The 19,384-nt window shown below is 73.4% G+C and carries 18 protein-coding genes; 6 read left to right on the top strand and 12 right to left on the bottom strand.

Annotation, left to right across the window (positions count from 1 at the left end):
• Positions 1-5 precede the first annotated feature (5 nt).
• The 6 genes from ruvX to CXY01_RS02380 form a co-directional block, all read right to left on the bottom strand.
• Positions 6-506, bottom strand: a complete 501-nt coding sequence (gene ruvX, locus CXY01_RS02405) for a Holliday junction resolvase RuvX (protein WP_246124950.1) — start codon at positions 504-506, stop codon at positions 6-8.
• Between the two features lie 67 nt (positions 507-573).
• Entirely contained in the window at positions 574-3,252 is a 2,679-nt protein-coding gene (alaS, locus tag CXY01_RS02400; protein WP_146925439.1) for an alanine--tRNA ligase, read from the bottom strand.
• 58 nt (positions 3,253-3,310) lie between these two features.
• The gene (locus CXY01_RS02395) at positions 3,311-3,670 is read right to left on the bottom strand and encodes a hypothetical protein (RefSeq protein WP_146925438.1); all 360 of its coding nucleotides are present in this window, start codon (positions 3,668-3,670) and stop codon (positions 3,311-3,313) included.
• Positions 3,670-4,038, bottom strand: a complete 369-nt coding sequence (locus CXY01_RS02390; protein ID WP_146925437.1) for a DUF948 domain-containing protein — start codon at positions 4,036-4,038, stop codon at positions 3,670-3,672. The genes CXY01_RS02395 and CXY01_RS02390 overlap by 1 nt, the downstream gene beginning before the upstream one ends.
• Before the next feature lie 111 nt (positions 4,039-4,149).
• Positions 4,150-4,776 carry a 30S ribosomal protein S4 gene (gene rpsD, locus CXY01_RS02385; RefSeq protein ID WP_146844703.1) on the bottom strand — a complete coding sequence of 209 codons (627 nt, stop codon included), beginning with the start codon at positions 4,774-4,776 and terminating at the stop codon, positions 4,150-4,152.
• Between the two features lie 199 nt (positions 4,777-4,975).
• Positions 4,976-6,358: a replication-associated recombination protein A gene (locus CXY01_RS02380; RefSeq protein ID WP_146925436.1), complete on the bottom strand. Its 1,383-nt coding sequence runs from the start codon at positions 6,356-6,358 to the stop codon at positions 4,976-4,978.
• A gap of 115 nt (positions 6,359-6,473) precedes the next feature.
• Here CXY01_RS02380 and CXY01_RS02375 point away from each other — a divergent pair, with 115 nt between their 5' ends.
• The 4 genes from CXY01_RS02375 (at position 6,474) to CXY01_RS02360 (ending at position 9,812) form a co-directional block, all read left to right on the top strand.
• Positions 6,474-8,717 (top strand): MMPL family transporter, encoded by a 2,244-nt coding sequence (locus tag CXY01_RS02375; RefSeq protein WP_146925435.1) that lies wholly within the window; start codon positions 6,474-6,476, stop codon positions 8,715-8,717.
• 1 nt (position 8,718) lies between these two features.
• Positions 8,719-9,054: a hypothetical protein gene (locus tag CXY01_RS02370; protein WP_146925434.1), complete on the top strand. Its 336-nt coding sequence runs from the start codon at positions 8,719-8,721 to the stop codon at positions 9,052-9,054.
• An 87-nt stretch (positions 9,055-9,141) separates the two neighbouring features.
• Entirely contained in the window at positions 9,142-9,480 is a 339-nt protein-coding gene (locus tag CXY01_RS02365; RefSeq protein ID WP_146925433.1) for a hypothetical protein, read from the top strand.
• A complete protein-coding gene (locus tag CXY01_RS02360; protein ID WP_146925432.1) occupies positions 9,474-9,812 on the top strand; it encodes a hypothetical protein in 339 nt (112 codons plus the stop codon). Before CXY01_RS02365 ends, CXY01_RS02360 begins: the two co-directional genes overlap by 7 nt.
• A 1-nt stretch (position 9,813) precedes the next feature.
• Here the strand turns inward: CXY01_RS02360 and CXY01_RS02355 are convergent, their stop codons facing one another.
• From CXY01_RS02355 to CXY01_RS02330, 6 genes are all read right to left on the bottom strand, one after another.
• On the bottom strand, positions 9,814-10,572 hold the full coding sequence (locus CXY01_RS02355) for a GNAT family N-acetyltransferase (RefSeq protein ID WP_146925431.1): 759 nt from the start codon (positions 10,570-10,572) through the stop codon (positions 9,814-9,816).
• Positions 10,572-12,341, bottom strand: coding sequence for an aspartate--tRNA ligase (aspS, locus tag CXY01_RS02350; protein ID WP_146925430.1), 1,770 nt, complete (start codon positions 12,339-12,341; stop codon positions 10,572-10,574). Before aspS ends, CXY01_RS02355 begins: the two co-directional genes overlap by 1 nt.
• Positions 12,342-12,396: 55 nt before the next feature.
• Positions 12,397-13,071: a hypothetical protein gene (locus CXY01_RS02345; RefSeq protein ID WP_246124949.1), complete on the bottom strand. Its 675-nt coding sequence runs from the start codon at positions 13,069-13,071 to the stop codon at positions 12,397-12,399.
• Between the two features lie 91 nt (positions 13,072-13,162).
• Complete coding sequence (locus tag CXY01_RS02340; protein ID WP_146925429.1) at positions 13,163-14,236, bottom strand: Rv2578c family radical SAM protein; 1,074 nt, start codon at positions 14,234-14,236, stop codon at positions 13,163-13,165.
• A 31-nt stretch (positions 14,237-14,267) separates the two neighbouring features.
• Positions 14,268-15,620, bottom strand: a complete 1,353-nt coding sequence (hisS, locus tag CXY01_RS02335; RefSeq protein WP_146925428.1) for a histidine--tRNA ligase — start codon at positions 15,618-15,620, stop codon at positions 14,268-14,270.
• 31 nt (positions 15,621-15,651) lie between these two features.
• Positions 15,652-16,368, bottom strand: a complete 717-nt coding sequence (locus CXY01_RS02330) for an MBL fold metallo-hydrolase (RefSeq protein WP_146925427.1) — start codon at positions 16,366-16,368, stop codon at positions 15,652-15,654.
• Positions 16,369-16,530: 162 nt separating this feature from the next.
• Between CXY01_RS02330 and CXY01_RS02325 the strand changes: the two genes are divergently transcribed.
• Both CXY01_RS02325 and CXY01_RS02320 read left to right on the top strand, forming a co-directional pair.
• Positions 16,531-17,298: a peptidylprolyl isomerase gene (locus CXY01_RS02325; protein ID WP_146925426.1), complete on the top strand. Its 768-nt coding sequence runs from the start codon at positions 16,531-16,533 to the stop codon at positions 17,296-17,298.
• 305 nt (positions 17,299-17,603) lie between these two features.
• Entirely contained in the window at positions 17,604-19,343 is a 1,740-nt protein-coding gene (locus CXY01_RS02320; RefSeq protein ID WP_146925558.1) for a DUF349 domain-containing protein, read from the top strand.
• Positions 19,344-19,384 lie beyond the last annotated feature (41 nt).

Raw genomic sequence — 19,384 nt, 5'->3', positions numbered from 1 at the left:
GCGCGTCACTCCACCGTCGTCCGTGCGTCGCCCGCAGCCCCCCCGCGCGCCGCTGGAGCGTGCTGTGCCGGATCGACCGCGACCCGCTCTCCGGGTCGTCGTCCCGACGCACGCTCCGCGTCCAGCGCGGACTGCAAGATCACCACCGCGGCTGCCTGGTCGACGACCTGACGGTGGCGGCGCCCGGATCGGCCGGACGCCTGCAGCGCGTGATGGGCGGACACCGTGCTCATCCGCTCGTCGACCAGCCGCACCGTGACCGGTGCGATGGCCTGCGCCAGTTGGACAGCGTACGCGCGAGCGGCGTCGGATGCGGAACCTTCGGCCCCCGACATGTGGACGGGCAGCCCGACGTACACAACACCCACACGCCGCTCCTGCACCTCGTGCACCACCTGCGCGATGTCGGCCGGGAGCCGCCCCTTCACGCCGGTGGAGCGTGCGAGCGTCGCGACGGGCGTGGCGATGAGGCCGTCCGGGTCGCTGCTCGCGAGGCCGACGCGCACGGTCCCGACGTCGACGGCGAGCCGGGGCCCGCGCACGACGGCGCCGTGGTCGGGGGTGGCGCTCACGTCAGCCGCCCACCGCCGTGGCCACCGCCGCCAGTGCGTCGGCCAGCCGCGTCGGGTCGGTCCCGCCGCCCTGCGCCAGGTCGTCCTTGCCGCCCCCGCCGCCGCCGAGGATCCCCGAGGCGGTGCGCACGAGGGCGCCCGCGCGGACGCCCTGCTCGCGCGCCGCGGCGTTGGTCGCGACGACCACCACCGGGCGGCCCTTGCTGACACCACCGATCGCGACGACCCCGGGCGACGCCTCACCCAGCCGCGCACGCACGTCGAGGACGAGCGTGCGCAGCTCGTCCCCGCCGACCTCGCCCGCGTCGTGCGTGACGACCCGGGTCTCGCCGACCGTCACCGCTCCGGCCGCGAGCGTGCCCGCCTGCGCGAGCAGGGTCGCCTGCCGCATGGCCGCGAGCTCCTTCTCGGACTCCTTGAGCCGCGTGATCAGCGAGGACACCCGCTCGGAGAGCTCGTCGGGACGCGCACCGAGCAGCCCGGAGAGCTGTCCGACCAGGGCGCGCTCCTTCGCCTGGTACCCGTACGCACCCGCGCCGACGAGAGCGTCGACGCGCCGCACGCCCGAGCCGATCGCCGACTCGGACAGGAGGGTCACCAGACCGAGCTCGCCCGACCGCTTGACGTGCGTGCCCGCGCACAGCTCCAGCGACCAGCCGTCGCCGATGTCGACGACGCGGACCTCGTTGCCGTACTTCTCGCCGAACAGCGCCATCGCGCCCTTGCCACGAGCCTCGTCGATCTGCATGACGGAGTCGGTGACCTCGAGGTCGTCCTGGAGCCGCTCGTTGACGCGCGCCTCGATCTCCGCGACGACCTGCGACGGCGTCGCCGAGGGCGAGCGGAAGTCGAAGCGCAGCCGGCTCGGCGCGTTGAGCGAGCCCGCCTGCGTGGCGGTCTCCCCCACGGACTCGTGCAGCGCCTTGTGCACCAGGTGCGTCGCCGTGTGGGCGCGCGCGATCGCGCGCCGCCGGTCGAGGTCGATCGTCGCCGTCGCGGCCTCGCCGAACGTCACGGTGCCGTCGACCAACCGACCGTGGTGCACCGACAGGCCCCTGACCGGCGCCTGCACGTCGTCCACCTCGATGCGCGCTCCGCCGTCGAGCACGATGACGCCCGTGTCGGCCAGCTGCCCGCCCGACTCCGCGTAGAACGGCGTCACGTCGAGCACGACCTCGACGTCGGCCGGGGCCGTCGCCGCCGGCGCGGGGACTCCGTCGACGAGCAGGCCGACGACGCGCGAGCGCGCGGTCGAGTCGGTGTAGCCGATGAACTGCACCGGCTTGGCGTTCTCGCTGCTCAGGGTGCTGTGCAGGTCCTGGTAGGCCGCGGTGTCCGCCCGGCCGGCACGCTTCGCCAGCGCGTCCGCACGTGCACGGTCCCGCTGCTCCTTCATCAGGGTGCGGAACGCCGTCTCGTCGACGGACACGCCCTGCTCCGCCGCCATCTCGAGCGTCAGGTCGATCGGGAACCCGTACGTGTCGTGCAGCTGGAACGCCTGGTGTCCGGTGAGCACCGGTGCCGGCGTGGACTTCGCCGCCTGCACCGCGGTGTCGAGGATCGTCGTGCCCGCGGCGAGCGTGCGCCGGAACGTGTCCTCCTCCGCGTACGCCACCTGGCTGATCCGCTCGAAGTTCGCCGCCAGCTCCGGGTAGGAGGGGCTCATCGCGTCCTTGCTCAGCGGCAGCAGCGTGGGCAGCGCGAGGTCGTCCACCCCGAGCAGCCGCATCGCCCGGATGGAGCGGCGCAGCAGCCGGCGCAGGACATACCCGCGGCCCTCGTTCGACGGCGTGACGCCGTCGCCCATGAGCATCAGCGCGCTGCGCACGTGGTCGGCGACGACGCGCATCCGGACGTCGTCGTCGTGCACCGCCCCGTACCGCTTGCCGGAGAGCTCCTGCGCGCCCTGGATGACGGGGAACACCTCGTCGATCTCGTAGAGGTTGTCGACGCCCTGCAGCAGGTACGCGACGCGCTCGAGACCCATCCCGGTGTCGATGTTCTTCTGCTTGAGGTCCCCGAGGATCGGGAAGTTCTCCTTGCCGCCCCCGTCACCCCGCTCGTACTGCATGAAGACGAGGTTCCAGATCTCGAGGTAGCGGTCCTCGTCGACGACGGGACCGCCCTCCGCGCCGTACTCCGGGCCGCGGTCGACGTAGATCTCGGAGCACGGGCCCGACGGACCGCGCGCGCCGGTGGACCAGAAGTTGTCCTTCCAGCCGCGGCGCTGGATGCGCTCGTCGGGCAGGCCCGCGATCTCCTTCCAGAGGCCGGCCGCCTCGTCGTCGTCGTGGAAGACGGTGACCCAGATGGTGTCCGGGTCGAAGCCGAAGCCGCCGGTCTCCCGCGACCCGGTGACCAGCTCCCAGGCGTAGGTGATCGCACCGTGCTTGAAGTAGTCGCCGAACGAGAAGTTGCCGTTCATCTGGAAGAACGTGCCGTGCCGGGTCGTCTTGCCGACCTCCTCGATGTCGAGGGTGCGCACGCACTTCTGCACGCTGGTCGCACGCGGCCACGGCGGGGTCTGCTCGCCGAGCATGTACGGGATGAACGGCACCATGCCGGCGATGACGAACAGGGTCGACGGGTCCGGCGAGATCAGCGAGGCCGAGGGCACGACGGCGTGGCCGTTGCCCTCGAAGTAGTCGAGCCAGCGCTGGCGGATCTCGGCGGTACGCATCGTGTCCTCGTCTGTCAGGTGGTGTTCGGGTGCTGCTGGTGGTGCACGTGCTCGTGCGTCAGAAGAAGGTGTAGCCGTCGTCGTCGTCGGGGTCCTCGGTCGGACCACCCGCCCAGTCGTCGCCATGGCGGGCGGACCACGACCGACGCAGGCTGGCGACCCGTTCCGGGCGCTCGGCGCGGAGCGCGTCGACGTCCATGTCTCCCACCAGGTCGTGCCGCAGCTCCTGCTCGCGCTCGGCCATCGCCGCCAGGAAGTCGGTCTTGAGCGTCGCGACCGCGCGCGACACCCGCTGGGCGCCGTCGATCGCGTCCGTCGTCCCCGCGGGCAGGTAGGCGTCCACGACCGACCGCCCCTTGCGGATCACGACGACCGTGACGACGACCCCGATCGCGAGCCAGGTGAGCCGGCGCGCCATCATCGGCCCCGGCGCGCGCTCGCCGCGAGACCCGACAGCGCGGTGCGCACACCGTAGGAGAACGCGGCCGCCTTGATCATCGGGCCGCCGACCGTCGCGGCGAACAGGGAGGTGAGCGCCGAGACGTTCTCCGAGACCTGGGCGGCGGCCGTGGTCACGGTGTCGATGTTCTCCAGCTGCGTGTTCGAGGACGCGACGAGCGTCGCCGTCTCGTCGAGCACCGGGACCGTGTGGTCGGTGATCTCCTTGACCGACGACCGCGTCTCGTCGAGCACCCGCCCGAGCTTGATCAGCGGCACCGCCAAGAAGCCCACGAGCAGCACGAACGCGATCGCGGCGATCAGACCCGCGACGTCACCCACCGACATGTCCAGCCTCCTGGTCCTGGGGCCCTCGACCCCGCGGAAACCCTACCCGTCCGGAACGCACGGACGCCCCGCGGCGCAGGTGCGCGGCGGGGCGTCCGGGGAACGGCTGGATCAGCGGGCGTAGTACTCGACGACCAGCTGGACCTCGCACGTCACGGGGATCTCCGCGCGCTTCGGGGCTCGCACCAGGACGGCGCTGAGCTTCTCGAGCTGCACGTCGAGGTAGCCCGGGACCGTCGGGAGCACGTCGCGGTGCGCGCCGGCGGCGGCGACCTGGAACGGCACGGTGGCCTGGCTCTTCGGCTTGACCTGGAGCGTCTGGCCCGGCTTCACGCGGAAGGAGGGACGGTCCACGATCTTGCCGTCGACGAGCACGTGACGGTGCACGACGACCTGGCGCGCCTGCAGGATGGTGCGGGCGAAGCCGGAGCGCAGGACGAGGGCGTCCAGGCGGGTCTCGAGGTTCTCGACGAGCGCCTCACCGGTCAGGCCCGGGGCCTTGCGGGCGTCCTCGTACGCACGGGCCATCTGCTTCTCGCGCAGGGCGTACTGCGCGCGCAGACGCTGCTTCTCGCGCAGACGGACGGCGTAGTCGGACTCGGTGCGACGACGCGCACGGCCGTGCTCGCCGGGGGGGTACGGCCGCTTCTCGAAGTGCTTGACGGCCTTGGGCGTCAGCGCGAGGCCGAGGGCGCGGGAAAGGCGCACCTGGCGACGCGAGCGGGTCACGCTGCTCACAGAGTTACTTCCTGTCGTTGTAGACGTCACACCCGATGACGGAGATGTTCCGACGGGCGTGGGGCCGACCGTGAATGCGTCGCGTCTGTTCTCGACGCTGGCTAAGGCCCCAGGTGGCCGTCCGGGACAGGGGCACGAAGGCACACCCGTCCTGTGGACGACCTCGACACTCTACCCTGCGACGCCCCCGATCCCCGAATCAGTGCCCGGCGTCCGACCCCTCGTCGAGGATCGCGCGGATCCGGTCGAGCCTCTCGGTGACCTGCCGCTCGAACCCACGGTCGCTCGGCTCGTAGTAGCGGGTGCCGGTGAGCTCGTCCGGGAGGTACTGCTGGGCCGCCACGGCGTGCGGCTGGTCGTGCGCGTACACGTACGTGGCGCCGTGGCCCAGCGCCTTGGCGCCGGAGTAGTGCGCGTCGCGCAGGTGCGGCGGGACCGAGCCGATCCGCCCGGCCCGCACGTCCGCCAGGGCCCGGTCGATGCCGAGATAGGCCGCGTTCGACTTCGGCGCCGTCGCCAGGTGCACGACGGCCTCCGCGAGGATGATCCGGGCCTCGGGCATGCCGATCAGCGCGACCGCCTGCGCGGCGGCGACCGCCGTCTGGAGCGCGCTCGGGTCCGCCATGCCGACGTCCTCGGCCGCGGAGATCACGATCCGGCGGGCGATGAACCGCGGGTCCTCCCCCGCCGCGATCATCCGGGCCAGGTAGTGCAGGGAGGCGTCGACGTCCGACCCGCGCACCGACTTGATGAAGGCGCTGATCACGTCGTAGTGCTGGTCGCCGTCGCGGTCGTAGCGCACCGCCGCGACGTCGATGGCGCGCTCCATCGTCGCCAGGTCGACCGGGACCGGCGGGACGGCACCGTCCTCGGAGAGCGCGGAGCCGGCGGCCGCCTCGAGGATGGTCAGCGCCTTGCGCGCGTCCCCGCCCGCCAGCCGGAGCAGGTGCTCCTCCGCGTCGTCGGTCAGCGCGATCGAGCCGTCCAACCCCCGCTCGTCCACGACCGCACGGCGGACCAGGCGGCGGACGTCGTCCGTGTCGAGCGGCTGGAGCGTGAGCAGCAACGAGCGCGACAGCAGCGGCGAGTTCACCGAGAACGACGGGTTCTCCGTCGTGGCGGCCACCAGCGTGACCCAGCGGTTCTCCACGCTCGGCAGGAGGGCGTCCTGCTGGGCCTTGGTGAACCGGTGCACCTCGTCGATGAACAGGACGGTCTCGGTGCCGTCGGTGGCCAGGCGGCGGCGGGCGTCCTCGATCACCGCCCGCACGTCCTTGACCCCCGCGGTCACGGCCGAGAGCTCCACGAACCGACGTCCGGACGTGGCGGCGATCAGGTACGCGAGCGTCGTCTTGCCTGTGCCGGGCGGACCCCACAGCACGACGGACGTGGGCGCGGCGCGACGAGCCGCCTCGTTGGCGGGCTCGACCAGCCGGCGCAGCGGGGAGCCGCCGACGAGCAGGTGCTCCTGGCCGGCGACCTCGCTCAGGTCCCGTGGCCGCATGCGGACAGCGAGCGGTGCACCCGCCCCGACGGCAGGCAGCCCGGAGGCCGTCGACGTCACCGCATCGAACAGGTCCATGCGGGCAGGGTACGCACGCGCACCGACGTCCGACCGCTCGGACGCCGGTCGCGCCACCGACCGCGGGCGGCTTCCGGGTGACAGCGTGTGCGGGACGCCCGCTCCACCTGCGACGATGGCCCGCGTGTTCGCCCGAGTAGGTCGCGCTGTCGCCCACCACCCCCGTCTCACCGTCGTGGCGTGGCTGGTCTTCGCCGTGCTCGGCTACGGCCTGGCCGTCCTCGGCGTGCACGGCGAGAACCTGTTCGAGCGGCTGAGCACCGGTGCGCCCGGCGTGCCGGGGTCGGAGAGCTCGGAGGCGTTCGCGATCCTCGACGAGGCCGACGACAGCGGTCCGTCGCTGACCCTGGTCCTCGACGGCGTCGACCCCGCCGACCCCGAGGTGGCGACCGCCCTCGCGCCCGCGCGGGAGGACCTCGTCGCCATCGACGGGGTCGAGTCCGTGATCGATCCCCTCGCCCTGCCCGACGGCGCCGCCAACCCGGCCGCCGCGCCGCTGGTGGCGCAGGACGGCGACGGCTTCCTCGTGGTGGTCGAGCTCGCACCCGACCTGTCGGAGCAGGCGCAGGAGGAAGCGCTCGACGCCGTCGAGGCCCGTCTGCTCGACATCCCCTCGGACCTCGACGCCGTCGCACCGGACGTGACCGGGATCGTCGGCGGTACCACCCTCATCGTCGAGGCGATCACGGACCAGGTGGAGACCGACCTGCGCACCGGCGAGACCATCGCCCTGCCGGTCGCGCTGCTCATCATGATCCTCGTCTTCGGCGGGTTCCTCGCCGCCGGGATGCCCATGGTCGGCGCGGTCGCGTCGATCGCCGGCGGTCTCGCGGCCCTGCTCGGCTTCTCCTACGTGCTCGACCTCGACTCGTCGGTCGTCAACATCGTGACGGTGCTCGGCCTCGGTCTGTCGATCGACTGGGGCCTGCTGATGGTGTCGCGGTTCCGTGAGGAGCTGCACCACCTGGTCGACGACGACGGGGGTGCCCGGAGCCGACGGCGACGCGGTGACGGGGCCGTCCTCACCGCGATCGAGCGCACCATGGCCACCGCCGGCCGCACGGTGACGTTCTCGGCGCTGATCGTCGCCATCTCGATCGCCGGGCTGCTGGTCTTCGAGCCGCCGATCCTGCGTGCGTTCGGCGCAGCGGGTGTGGCCGTCATCGTGGTGGCCGTCGCGACCGCGCTGACCCTCGTCCCCGCGCTGCTGGTGCTCGCCGGTCGTCGCATGATCCGACCCAGCATCCTCGCGCGCGTCCCCGGGCTGCGCGGGATCCTCGCGCGCACCGCCGACGTGCAGACCGAGGAGGGGATCTTCTCGCGCCTGGCCGCCCGGGTGCAGCGCCGCCCGTGGACCGTCCTGCTCGCGTGCCTCGCGGTGCTCGGCATCCTCGCGCTCCCGCTGGCCCACCTCGAGCTGCGCAACTCGACCACCGAGCTGCTGCCGTCGGACAGCGCGCAGCGGGAGTTCGTCGAGACGCTCGCCCGCGACTACCCGGCCGCCTCGACCCCGGCGATCACCGTCGTCACGCAGACGTCGCTCGACGGGGCGACGGCCTGGGCCGCGACGCTGGAGGACCTCGACGGTGTGGCGTCCGTCGACCCGCCGTCCGCGGTCAACTCCTACGTGGTGATCGGGGTGCGGCCCGACACCGACGACCCCGGTGATGCCGTGGCTCGTGACGTCGTCCACCAGCTCCGCGCGCTGGACGCCCCCTTCCCGACCTGGGTGACCGGTCAGGCGGCGTCCCAGATCGACTTCACCGCTGCCGTCGTCGAACGGGCGCCGTGGGCGGTGGGCATCGTCGCCGTCACCTGCCTCGTCCTGCTGTTCCTCATGACCGGTTCCGTCGTCGTGCCGGTCAAGGCGCTGCTGACCAACGTGATCTCGCTGGCCGCGTCGCTCGGCGTGCTCGTCTGGGTGTTCCAGGACGGCCACCTGGCCGGCCTGCTGGACTTCACGCCGACCGGTGGCATCGAGACCTACGTGATCGCCCTGGTGATCGCCTTCGGGTTCGGGCTGGCCATGGACTACGAGGTGTTCCTCCTGTCGCGGATCAAGGAGCTCGTCGACCAGGGTGTGCCCAACGACCGCGCCGTGCGGCTCGGCCTGCAGCGGTCCGGCCGCATCATCACCTCGGCGGCGCTCATCGTCATCGTGGTGTTCGCGGGCTTCGTGGCCGGTGAGCTGCTCGTGATCAAGGAGGTCGGCTTCTCGCTGGCTGTGGCCGTGCTGATCGACGCGACGCTCGTGCGGATGCTGCTCGTGCCCGCGACCATGACGCTGCTCGGGCGCGCCAACTGGTGGGCCCCGCCGTTCCTGCGACGCGCCTACGACCGCCTCGCGGTGACCCACTGACGTGAGCCACCGCCTCCAGACCAGTCCCGGCGCGAGCCGAGGTGTTCTCGCCCTGCGCCTCGTCGTCGTCGCCGCGCTCACGTTCCTCGAGGCGCTCCTCGTCCTGACCCTCGTCCTCGCACTCCGGCAGCCGAGCCCGGGCGGCACCATGGCCTGGGTGGTGCAGGCCGTCGTCACCCTGGTGCTGCTCGCCGCGCTCCCCCGGCTCTGGCGCTGGGCCCTGGACGCCCGACCGCGCGCGTCCGGGCCGGTCCTGCCGGACGCCGAGGACGTCGGGCCGTCCCCGCACAGCTCCTTCGCCGGTCCCGACGCGCCGGCTCCCCCGCGCCGCTGGTAGCCGCGGCGGACGGGTGAACGGTCCACCCGTGCGTCCGGGCCGTTGCTACCGTGCATCCGACCGAGCTCAGCCGATCCCAGGTGACCCGTGCCGACCCTCTCTCCCCGCCGACGCCGCCTCCTCATCGCGACGCTGGTGACGGTGGTGGCCGGGCCCGTCGCGGTGGCGTCCACCGTGCTGCTGCCACGGGTCGCGCAGCTCGCGGTAGCGCTGGTCATCGGCGTCGTGCTGTCCCTCGCGTGGCTGACACCGAGGTACTGGCTGGTCCTGTCGCCCACCATCGCCGGCCTCTGGGTCAGGAACCTCGCCGAGCTCTGGCGCTGGGCACGCCGTGACGACCCTCCGCCTCCGTCGCCCCCGCCCGGGGTCGGACCGCGTGACCACCACGCGATCAGCCGTGAAGACTGGCCCACGCGGCCATGGTGACGACGAGTCGGACCTGGCTGCGCACCACCCTCGCCACCCTCGTCACGCTGATCGTGGTCGGCTCGCTGGTGGTGCTCGCGGTGGTCGCGGTCGCGTCGTTCGGCACCTGGGCGTGGCTCGTCCTCAGCGCCGTGGCGGTCGCGCTGTGGGTGACGCCGACGTGGGTCGCCCCGGACGCTCCGCACCGCATGGGCCTCGGGCTCGCGCTGAGGTTCCTGCCGGACCTGTGGCGGTGGGCGCGCGCCGGGACGTCCCGGGTCGACGTGCCCCGGGCCGAGCACGCGACGCACCGGGCACTCGACGAGGAGCAGCCGGCCCCGCGGCGCTGGTGACTCAGCCCGGTGGTCGGGTGGCGCCCCGCGGGGAGAAGGACGTGAACCGGGCGTCGACGCGGTAGCCGAGCCGCTCGTAGATCCGGCGGGCGACGTCGTTGTCCGCGTACATGCCGAGAGACACCCACGCGGCGCCGCTCGCCAGCCCGGCCCGCGTCACGGCCGCCGCGAGTGCCGTCCCCGACCCGGTCCCCCGCAGCTCGGGCACGACGCCGAGCCCGTGGACGTGCCACGAGTGCCCTGCGTCCGGCCCACCACGCACGGCCGCGCCGACGACGCCGGCGAGCCGACCGTCGACGCGGATCCCCCACCAGCCGGCCTCGTCCGGGGCCGTCGGGTCGGCGGACGTGGACGGGTTGGCGACCGCGAGGCAGCCGCGGATCGCGTCCGCGTCGGCGCCGGGGTCGAGCCGGACGACGGCCGCCTCGGCGTCGGAGACGGGAGGCGGCGTGCTCGACGACAGCCAGTCCCACGTCGAGTACGGCACGAGCCCGAGGCGCGCCAGCACGTCCGGGGCCACGTCGCAGCCGCGCGGGACGCTCAGCCAGCCGACGTGTCCGACGTCGATCTGCTCAAGCACCCGACCCACAGTCCCTGGGTCACCGCGACCGAGCAGCACCGGACCGCGTCGTCCCGGGAACACCAGGACGAGGCCGTCACCGTCGCCGTGCACCTCCATGGCGTCCCACCGCGGACGGTCGGCGAGCATCATCCGGTCCTCCCGCCACCGCGGCGGGAGGACCTCGAGCAGGTCGGACATCAGGCCTCGGGGGTCGCCTTCGGCTTGGCGTCGACGCCGGCCTCGCGGCGCTGCTCCGGCGTGATCGGGGCCGGCGCGGCCGTGAGCGGGTCGAACCCGCCGCCCGACTTCGGGAAGGCGATGACGTCGCGGATGGACTCCGAGCCCGTCAGCAGCGCGAGGATGCGGTCCCAGCCGAACGCGATCCCGCCGTGCGGCGGTGCGCCGAACTGGAACGCGTTGAGGAGGAAGCCGAACTTCTCCTGGGCCTCCTCCGGCCCGATGCCCATGACGTCGAACACACGCTCCTGCACGTCGCGGCGGTGGATACGGATCGAGCCGCCGCCGATCTCGTTGCCGTTGCAGACGATGTCGTACGCGTACGCGAGCGCGGCGCCCGGGTCCTGCTCGAAGGTGTCGATCCACTCGGGCGTCGGGGACGTGAACGCGTGGTGCACCGCGGTCCAGGCTCCCCCGCCGACGGCCACGTCGTCGTCCTCGCCCGTGGGCTTGAACAGCGGGGCGTCGACCACCCAGACGAACTTCCACTCGTTCTCGTCGATCAGACCGCCGCGGCGCCCGATCTCGAGCCGAGCGGCTCCGAGCAGCGCGCGGGCGTCGTTGACCGAGCCCGCGGCGAAGAACACGGCGTCGCCCGGGCTCGCGCCGACCGCCGCCACGAGACCGGCGCGCTCGGACTCCGAGAGGTTCTTGGCCACCGGGCCGCCCAGCTCGCCGTCCTCCCCGACCGTGACGTACGCGAGGCCCTTGGCGCCGCGCTGCTTGGCCCACTCCTGCCAGGCGTCGAACCCGCGCCGCGGCGTCGAGCCGCCGCCCGGCTGCACGACGGCGCCGACGTACGGTGCCTGGAAGACGCGGAACGGCGTCTCCGAGAAGTAGGACGTCAGCTCGACGAGCTCGAGCCCGAACCGCAGGTCCGGCTTGTCGTTGCCGTAGCGCGCCATGGACTCGGCGAACGTGATGCGCGGGATCGGCGTCGGGACGGTCACGCCGATGAGGTCCCAGAGCGCGACGAGGATCTGCTCGCCTAGCGCGATGACGTCGTCCTGCTCGACGAAGCTCATCTCGACGTCGAGCTGGGTGAACTCGGGCTGGCGGTCCGCGCGGAAGTCCTCGTCCCGGTAGCACCGGGCGATCTGGTAGTACCGCTCGAGGCCGCCGACCATGAGGAGCTGCTTGAACAGCTGCGGCGACTGCGGGAGCGCGTACCAGGACCCGGGCGACAGGCGCGCCGGCACGAGGAAGTCACGCGCACCCTCGGGCGTCGACCGCGTCAGGGTGGGCGTCTCGACCTCGACGAAGTCCTGGGCGTCGAGCACGCGACGCGCGGCCTGGTTCGCCTTGGCGCGCAGACGCATGGCTCGGGCGGGCGCGGGCCGGCGCAGGTCCAGGTAGCGGTACTTGAGCCGTGCTTCCTCGCCGACCGTCTCGTCGAGCGACGACGAGACCTGGAACGGCAGGGGCTCCGACTCGTTCAGCACGACCACCTGGGTGGCGACGAGCTCGACCTCACCCGTGGCCAGGTTCGGGTTCTCGTTCCCCGCGGGCCGACGACCCACCTCCCCCGTCACCTGGAGCACGTACTCCGCGCGCAGCCCGTGGGCGACGGCCTCGTCGCGGATCACCACCTGGGCGATGCCCGACGCGTCCCGCAGGTCCACGAACGCAACCCCACCGTGATCGCGACGCCGGTCCACCCAGCCCGTGAGGGTGACGGTGGTGCCGATGTGCTCGGCTCGCAGCGAGCCGGCCGTGTGGGTGCGGAGCACGGAAGATCCTTCGGGGTCGGGGGTGTGGGGCGCCCTTGCGGGCACCCGCACGATCCTAGTGCCCGGGCCGCGTGCGGCCTTCCGACAATTCGATGGTCGTCCGCACCCGTGTCACGGTCGGCGCCGCCGGCACGGACGAGAACCCGAACCGCACCGCGGGCACGACGGGGGTGAGGGCGCCGAGGTCGGCCGACCCCCACAGGGCCCGGACCGCGGTGATCGCGTGCTGGTCGCTCGCGGTGTACCACTCCCGCCTCCCCTGCCCGGCGGTGCCGCGGGTGCGTACCCCGTCCAGCAGCAGGCGGGCCACCGGGTCGGCGGCGGTCGCGACGAACGGAGCGAGGGCGGGATGGCGCGGCACCGCCCGGAGCAGGTGCCCGAGGCGCGTGCGTGCGCCGAGCGTCAGGTCCGCCGTCAGCGGGCCGGCCCGGAGCCGCCAGCGTCGGCGTGCCTCGTCGGCTCGGAGCCCCACCGGCACCACGTGCACGGCGTCGAACGAGTAGGTGGCGGCGACGAGCTCCGCGACGTCGTCGCGCGGGGCGAGCAGCACCCGCAGCCCGTCGGCACGCTCGACCATCACGTCGGTGAACGAACCGAGCGGGGAGACCCGCCACCGCCCCACGACGATCCGCGTGCCCTCCGTGGTGCCGAGCCCGGCGATGTGGCCGTCGAACGTCATGCGGTGCGGTGCGGCGCTCCCTGCTCGCTCGCGGACGGCCGGGCTGGTCATGGAGTCACACCTCGGGGTCGGACGGGTCCGCCGGTGGCGGCTGTGCGCTTCATCGTCGCGGCATCGAGCCCGTCCCGCCGCCCGTGGCGCCTCAGAAGAGCACCGGCTGCGCCGCCACGACCGTCGGCTCGTGCACCGGCAGGTGACCCGACGCGATGCTCCCCTCGGGGTACGCCCCCTCGCCGGGCGCGCCGCGGCGTCCCGCACGGTGTCCCGAACGGTCGGCGAAGCCGTGCCGCACGAGGAGCGGATCGACCCGCTCGTGGAGCCACCGCACGTACTCCCGCGGTGCGTACGCGCCCCGGCCGTAGAGGTCCTCGTAGCGGCGCACGAGCGCAGGGGCGTGCTCGCGCAGCCAGGCGAGGAACAGCGGCTTGACCGGCCCGCGCAGGTGCAGCGGGAGCACCGTCACGCCGGTGGCCCCGGCGACGGCGAGGTCGCGCAGCAGCGCGTCCAGGTGCGCCCGGTCGTCGGTCAGCCACGGCAGGACCGGGGCCACCATCACCCCGCAGGGCAGCCCGGCGTCCCGCACCGCGCGGATCAGGTCGAGCCGTGCCCGCGGCGTCGGCGTCCCGGGCTCCACGGCCTGCTGCAGGGTCTCGTTCCCGATCGCGAGCGAGACGCCGATCCCCACCGGGACCGTGCGCGCGATCTCCGCGAGGAGGGGCAGGTCGCGCCGCAGGAGCGTCCCCTTGGTGAGGATGGACAGCGGCGTTCCGCTGTGGGCGAGCGCCTCGAGGATCCCCGGCATGAACCGGTAGCGGCCCTCGACCCGCTGGTACGGGTCCGTGTTGGTGCCGAGGGCGACGTGCTCGCGCGCCCACGACGGCCGCGCGAGCTCTGCCCGCAGGACGTCGACGACGTTGGTCTTGACGACGATCTGGGTCTCGAAGTCGCGTCCGGCGTCCAGCTCGAGGTACTCGTGCGTCGGCCGGGCGAAGCAGTACGAGCAGGCGTGCAGGCATCCCCGCGTCGGGTTCACCGTCCACTTGAACGGCATCTGCGACGCCGCCGGCACCTTGTTCAGCGCGCTCTTGCAGGTGACCTCGTGGAACGTGACGCCGGCGAACTCCGGCGTGCGGACGCTGCGCTGCAGCCCGGCGAGCGCCAGCCCGGGCAGCGCCGTGGAGTCCTGCGTGCCGAGCTTCTGCGCGTCCCATCGCATGTCGCCATGCGAACACGTGTTCGAATCGGTGTCAAGCAGGCACGACGCGCGGCCAGAGGTCGGCCTCGGGCGGAGCCCACGTCGACGCGTCCGCGTCCACCTGGTCGCCCGACCGGATGTCCTTGACCTGGTCCGCCGCCTGGTCGTCGTCACCGACGAACCACACGAACGGGATGCCCCGGCGGTCGGCGTGCCGGATCTGCTTGCCGAACTTCGCGGCGGACGGCGCCACCTCGACCGGGATCCCCCGCGACCGCAGAGCCGCCGCCACGACGTCGGAACGGCTGCGGTCGTCCTCGTTGCCGACCGCGACGAGGACGGCGCTGGGCACCGACCGGGTGGTGGTGACGAGGTTCTTGCCGATGAGCCGCGACACCAACCGGGACACGCCGATGGACAGGCCCACCCCGGGGTAGGTGTTCGCGCCGTCCGAGGCCAGCGTGTCGTAGCGCCCGCCGGAGCAGATCGACCCGAGCTGCTCGTGCCCGACGAGGACCGTCTCGTAGACGGACCCCGTGTAGTAGTCGAGCCCGCGCGCGATCTTCAGGTCGGCGACGACGACGCCGGGCGCGCGGACGGCCGCGGCACGGATGAGCGCCCCCAGCTCGGCCAGCCCCTCGTCGAGCAACTCGTTCGACTCCCCCGCCAGCGTGCGCACCCGCTCGACGACGGACTCGTCGGACCCGCTGATCGACGCGAGCGCCAGGCACGCACGCGCCTGGTCCTCGGTCGCCCCCGCCTCGGCCACCAGCAGCCCGGCCACGGCGTCGGCGCCGATCTTGTCCAGCTTGTCGATGCTCCGCAGCACGGCCTCGACGTCGGTCAGCCCGAGCCCGCGGTAGAAGCCCTCGGCGACCTTGCGGTTGTTCACCAGGATGCGCACCGGCGGCACACCGATCTCGCGGAGCGCGCCGAGCGCCTCCGCCATGACGAGCGGGAGCTCGACCTCGTAGTGGTACGGGAGCGTCCCGGCACCGACAACGTCGATGTCCGCCTGCACGAACTCGCGGAAGCGGCCGTCCTGGGGACGCTCGCCACGCCACACCTTCTGGATCTGGTACCGACGGAACGGGAACGCGAGGTGCCCGGCGTTCTCGAGCACGTAGCGCGCGAAAGGCACGGTCAGGTCGAAGTGCAGCCCCAGCGTCCCCGCGCGGTCCGGCTCCGCGGCGGCCTCCTCCTGAAGCCGCCTCAGGACGTAGACCTCCTTGGAGGTCTCCCCCTTGCGCAGCAGCTGGTCGAGCGGCTCGACGGCGCGGGTCTCGATGCCCGCGAACCCGTGCAGCTCGAAGGTGCGGCGCAGGACGTCGAGGACGTGCTGCTCGACGAGGCGGCCCTCGGGCAGCCACTCGGGGAATCCGGACAGGGGGGTCGGTCGTGCCATGGGGCCCGATCCTTCCAGACCCGCCGCGGTGTCAGAGACGCGCGAGGTACGGGTTGTGGACGAGCTCGGTCGCGATGTCGGAGGTGGGCCCGTGCCCGGGGACGACGACCGTCTCCGGGGGCAGGGTGGTGACAACCTCCCGCAGCGTCCGCTGCATCGTCGCGTCGTCGCCACCGGGCAGGTCCGTGCGCCCGATCGACCCGGCGAACAGGACGTCCCCCGTGAAGGCCAGCGGGCCGACCAGGTAGAGCGTCGAGCCCTCGGTGTGCCCGGGAGCGTGCCGTGCGACGACGCGCAGGGCGCCGAGCTCGAGCACCGTGTCGGCCGACCGCACGTCGCCCACCGCACCGAACGGTTCCACGCGCCGGGGTGCCACGTAGCTCGACGGGTCGATCCCGGTGGCGGCGATCGCCTGCGCCAGCGGTCCGGACGGGTCGTGCGCGGGGCGGCCGGACGTCCCCAGCAGCCCCAGGGTGCCGAACGGGTCCGCGAGCCGGTACTCGTCCGCGGCGTGCAGGACGACGGGCACGTCGAGCGCGTGCGACAACGGCCCCGCGTCCCACGTGTGATCGACGTGGCCGTGCGTGGCCAGCACCGCCGCCGGGGACAGCTGCCGTTCCTCGACGACCGCGAGCACGTCGTCCGTGATGCCGGCCCCGGCGTCGATGACGACGCACGACCCGTCGTCGTCGACGAGCACGGAGCACCGGGCCCCGAAGACCGCGGACACGATCGTGATGACCTGCATGGCACGCACGGTAGCCGCCCGGCGTGTCCGGACTGTGATGTCGCACGGCGGCGCCGCTGGTGGCCCGTCGCCAAGGCTTGCCTAGACTGTCCCGGGTCCCCTTCATGCAGTGCGGCTGGCGGACGACCTGCCGCACCGCACGACGACGCGAGGAGCGTGTGCGTGTCCACCAAGAGCGAGCGTGAGTACGAGCGCCGCCGGTACGAGAAGTGGCAGGAGCGCCAGACCAAGGCGCGTGCCGCGCGACGTCACCGTCAGCGCATCGTCGCGGGAGGCGTCGTCGCCGCTCTCGTGCTCGCCACCGGTGTCGCCGCTGCGCTCGCCCTCACCAACGACGACCCGGCCGCTTCGCCCACAGCCTCGGACACGCCCGCGGCGAACTCGGCGCAGGTACCCGACCCGTCGCTCGCCGAGGGGCGCACCTGGACCGGTGACATCGCGCTCTCGCAGGGGGCCCTCGGCATCGAGCTCGACGGCGCCGCCGCGCCGCAGGCCGTCGCCAACTTCGTCAGCCTCGCCGGCGAGGGCTACTTCGACTCCACGAAGTGTCACCGGCTGACGGAGGAGGGGATCTTCGTCCTGCAGTGCGGCGACCCGACGGCGCTCGGCACGGCCGACCCGACCACGGGCGGCACCGGCGGCCCGGGCTACACCTGGGGCCCGATCGAGAACGCGCCGAGCGACGACGTGTACCCCGCCGGCACCATCGCCATGGCGCGGACCAGCAACGACGGCAGCTCGATGGGCAGCCAGTTCTTCCTGGTCTACGAGGACTCACCCATTCCCGCAGACACTGCGGGTGGCTACACCGTGTTCGGCCACATCACGTCCGGCATGGACGTGCTGCAGGCCATCGCCGACGCGGGCACCGTCGAAGGGACCCAGGTCCCGGTGTCCGACGTCATCATCGAGGGAGTGAACATCCAGTGACGCAGACCCCGACGTCCGGACCCGTGCCCGACGACTCCGTGCCGGCAGCAGACGCCGAGCAGGCCGAGGCACCCGCCGTGGCCGACGAGGTCGACGCTGCGGCTGCCGAGACGGTCACGGACGACGCTCAAGCGCCCGAGGCGTCGGAGGCACAGCCGGTCGGCGACGCCGCTGACGAGGCCGTCGCCGACGACGCGTCGTCCGGCGCGCTCGAGGAGCCCGCGGCAGCCGACGCCGTCGTCGAGGAGCCCCAGACCGCGGCAGCCGACACGGTCGACGCCCCGGAAACCGCGGCAGCCGACGCCATCGAGGAGCCTGAGGCCGCGGCAGCCGACGCCGTCGAGGAGCCCGAGGCCGCGGCAGCCGACGCCGTCGAGGAGCCGCAGACCGCGGCGGCCGACACGGTCGACGCCCCGGAGACCGCGTCGGCCGAGACGGCGGAGACGCCCGAGGCCGCGGCGACGGACACCGTCGACGAGCCCGGCACCGCGGCGACCGACGCTGCGCAGGCGCCCGAGGCGGCAGCCGAGGAGCCTGGGACCGTCGCGACCGTCGCGACCGACGCCGTCGCCGAGCCTGAGGCAGCCGCCTCCGAGGCGCCCGGCGAGCCAGGGACGACGCCGGCGTCCGAGCCGAGCGCAGCGCCGGCCCCCGTGCCGACACCCTCGTCCGCGCGTCCCGTCCCGCGTCCGCGTCCGGTCCCCCACCCGCCGGCGCACCCCGCGCCGTCGACGATTGCCGCAGCCGCTCCGGCCGCGCCGGTCGCACCCCCGCAGGACGCCGCTGAGGCGGCGCACGCCGCGACGTTCGGCAGCGTCGACGACGAGGGCAACGTCTCGGTCCGCGAGGCCGCGGGCGAGCGGGTCGTCGGTCAGTACCCCGGCGCGACGACCGAGGAGGCGCTCGGCCTGTACGTGCGTCGCTTCCTCGACCTGCAGGCGAAGGTCACGCTCTTCGAAGCCCGCCTCACCGCGACGGACCTGTCCGTCAAGGAGATCGACCAGACGCTGGCCCGCCTGACCGAGGAGGTGGCCGAGCCGGCCGCCGTCGGCGACCTCGACGGGCTGCGCGCCCGTCTCGACGCACTGCGCGCCACGGCTGCGGAGCGGCGGGCAGTGGCCGAGGCCGAGCGGGCCGCGGCCCGCGAGGCCGCCGTGCAGGCCCGGACCGAGATCGTGGAGCAGGCGGAGAAGATCGCCTCGACCGACCCGTCGCGCATCCAGTGGCGGCCCGCCGGCGAGCAGCTCCGCCTCCTGCTGGACCAGTGGAAGGAAGCCCAGCGCAGCGGTCCGCGCCTCGACCGGCCGACGGAGGAGTCCCTCTGGAAGCGGTTCAGCCACGCCCGCACCACGTTCGACCGCGAGCGTCGACACTTCTTCGCCGAGCTGGAGTCGCGCAACGCGTCGGCCAAGCAGGTCAAGGAGGGCCTGGTGGCGCAGGCCGAGCGGCTGCAGGCGAGCACCGACTGGGGTGCCACGGCGGGCGTGTTCCGGGACCTCATGGTCCAGTGGAAGGCAGCCGGCCGTGCCAGCCGGGCCGACGACGACGCCCTGTGGGCACGGTTCCGGGCCGCGCAGGACGCGTTCTTCGCGGCCCGTGACGCGCAGTCCGCGGCGACGGACGAGGAGTTCCGCGCCAACCTCCAGGTCAAGGAGGCGCTGCTCACCGAGGCGGAGGCGCTCCTGCCCGTGACCGACCTGGCTGCGGCCAAGTCGGCGCTGCACCGGATCCAGGACCGCTGGGAGGCCGCCGGCAAGGTCCCGCGCGCCGACGTCCAGCGCGTCGAGGGCCGACTGCGCGCCGTCGAGACGGCGATCCGCGACACCGACCAGGCGCAGTGGCGACGCACCAACCCGGAGACGCGGGCCCGCGCCGAGGGTGCTGCGGCGCAGCTCGAGCAGGCGATCGCCGGGCTCGAGGCGGACCTCGACCGCGCCAAGGCGGCGGGTGACGCCCGCAAGATCGCCGACGCGCAGGCGGCGCTCGACGCCCGTCGTGCCTGGCTCGAGCAGGTACAGCGCGCCGCGCAGGACGCACGCGGCTGACCCGCGACCGTCGACCGGCCGAGGCCCTCGTCCCGTGTGGG

The organism is Cellulomonas xylanilytica (assembly GCF_007989805.1).
GTDB classification, from domain to species: domain Bacteria; phylum Actinomycetota; class Actinomycetes; order Actinomycetales; family Cellulomonadaceae; genus Cellulomonas; species Cellulomonas xylanilytica.
Note: the sequence above shows the minus strand (reverse complement) of the source record. Positions and strands in the feature narration are given on the sequence as shown.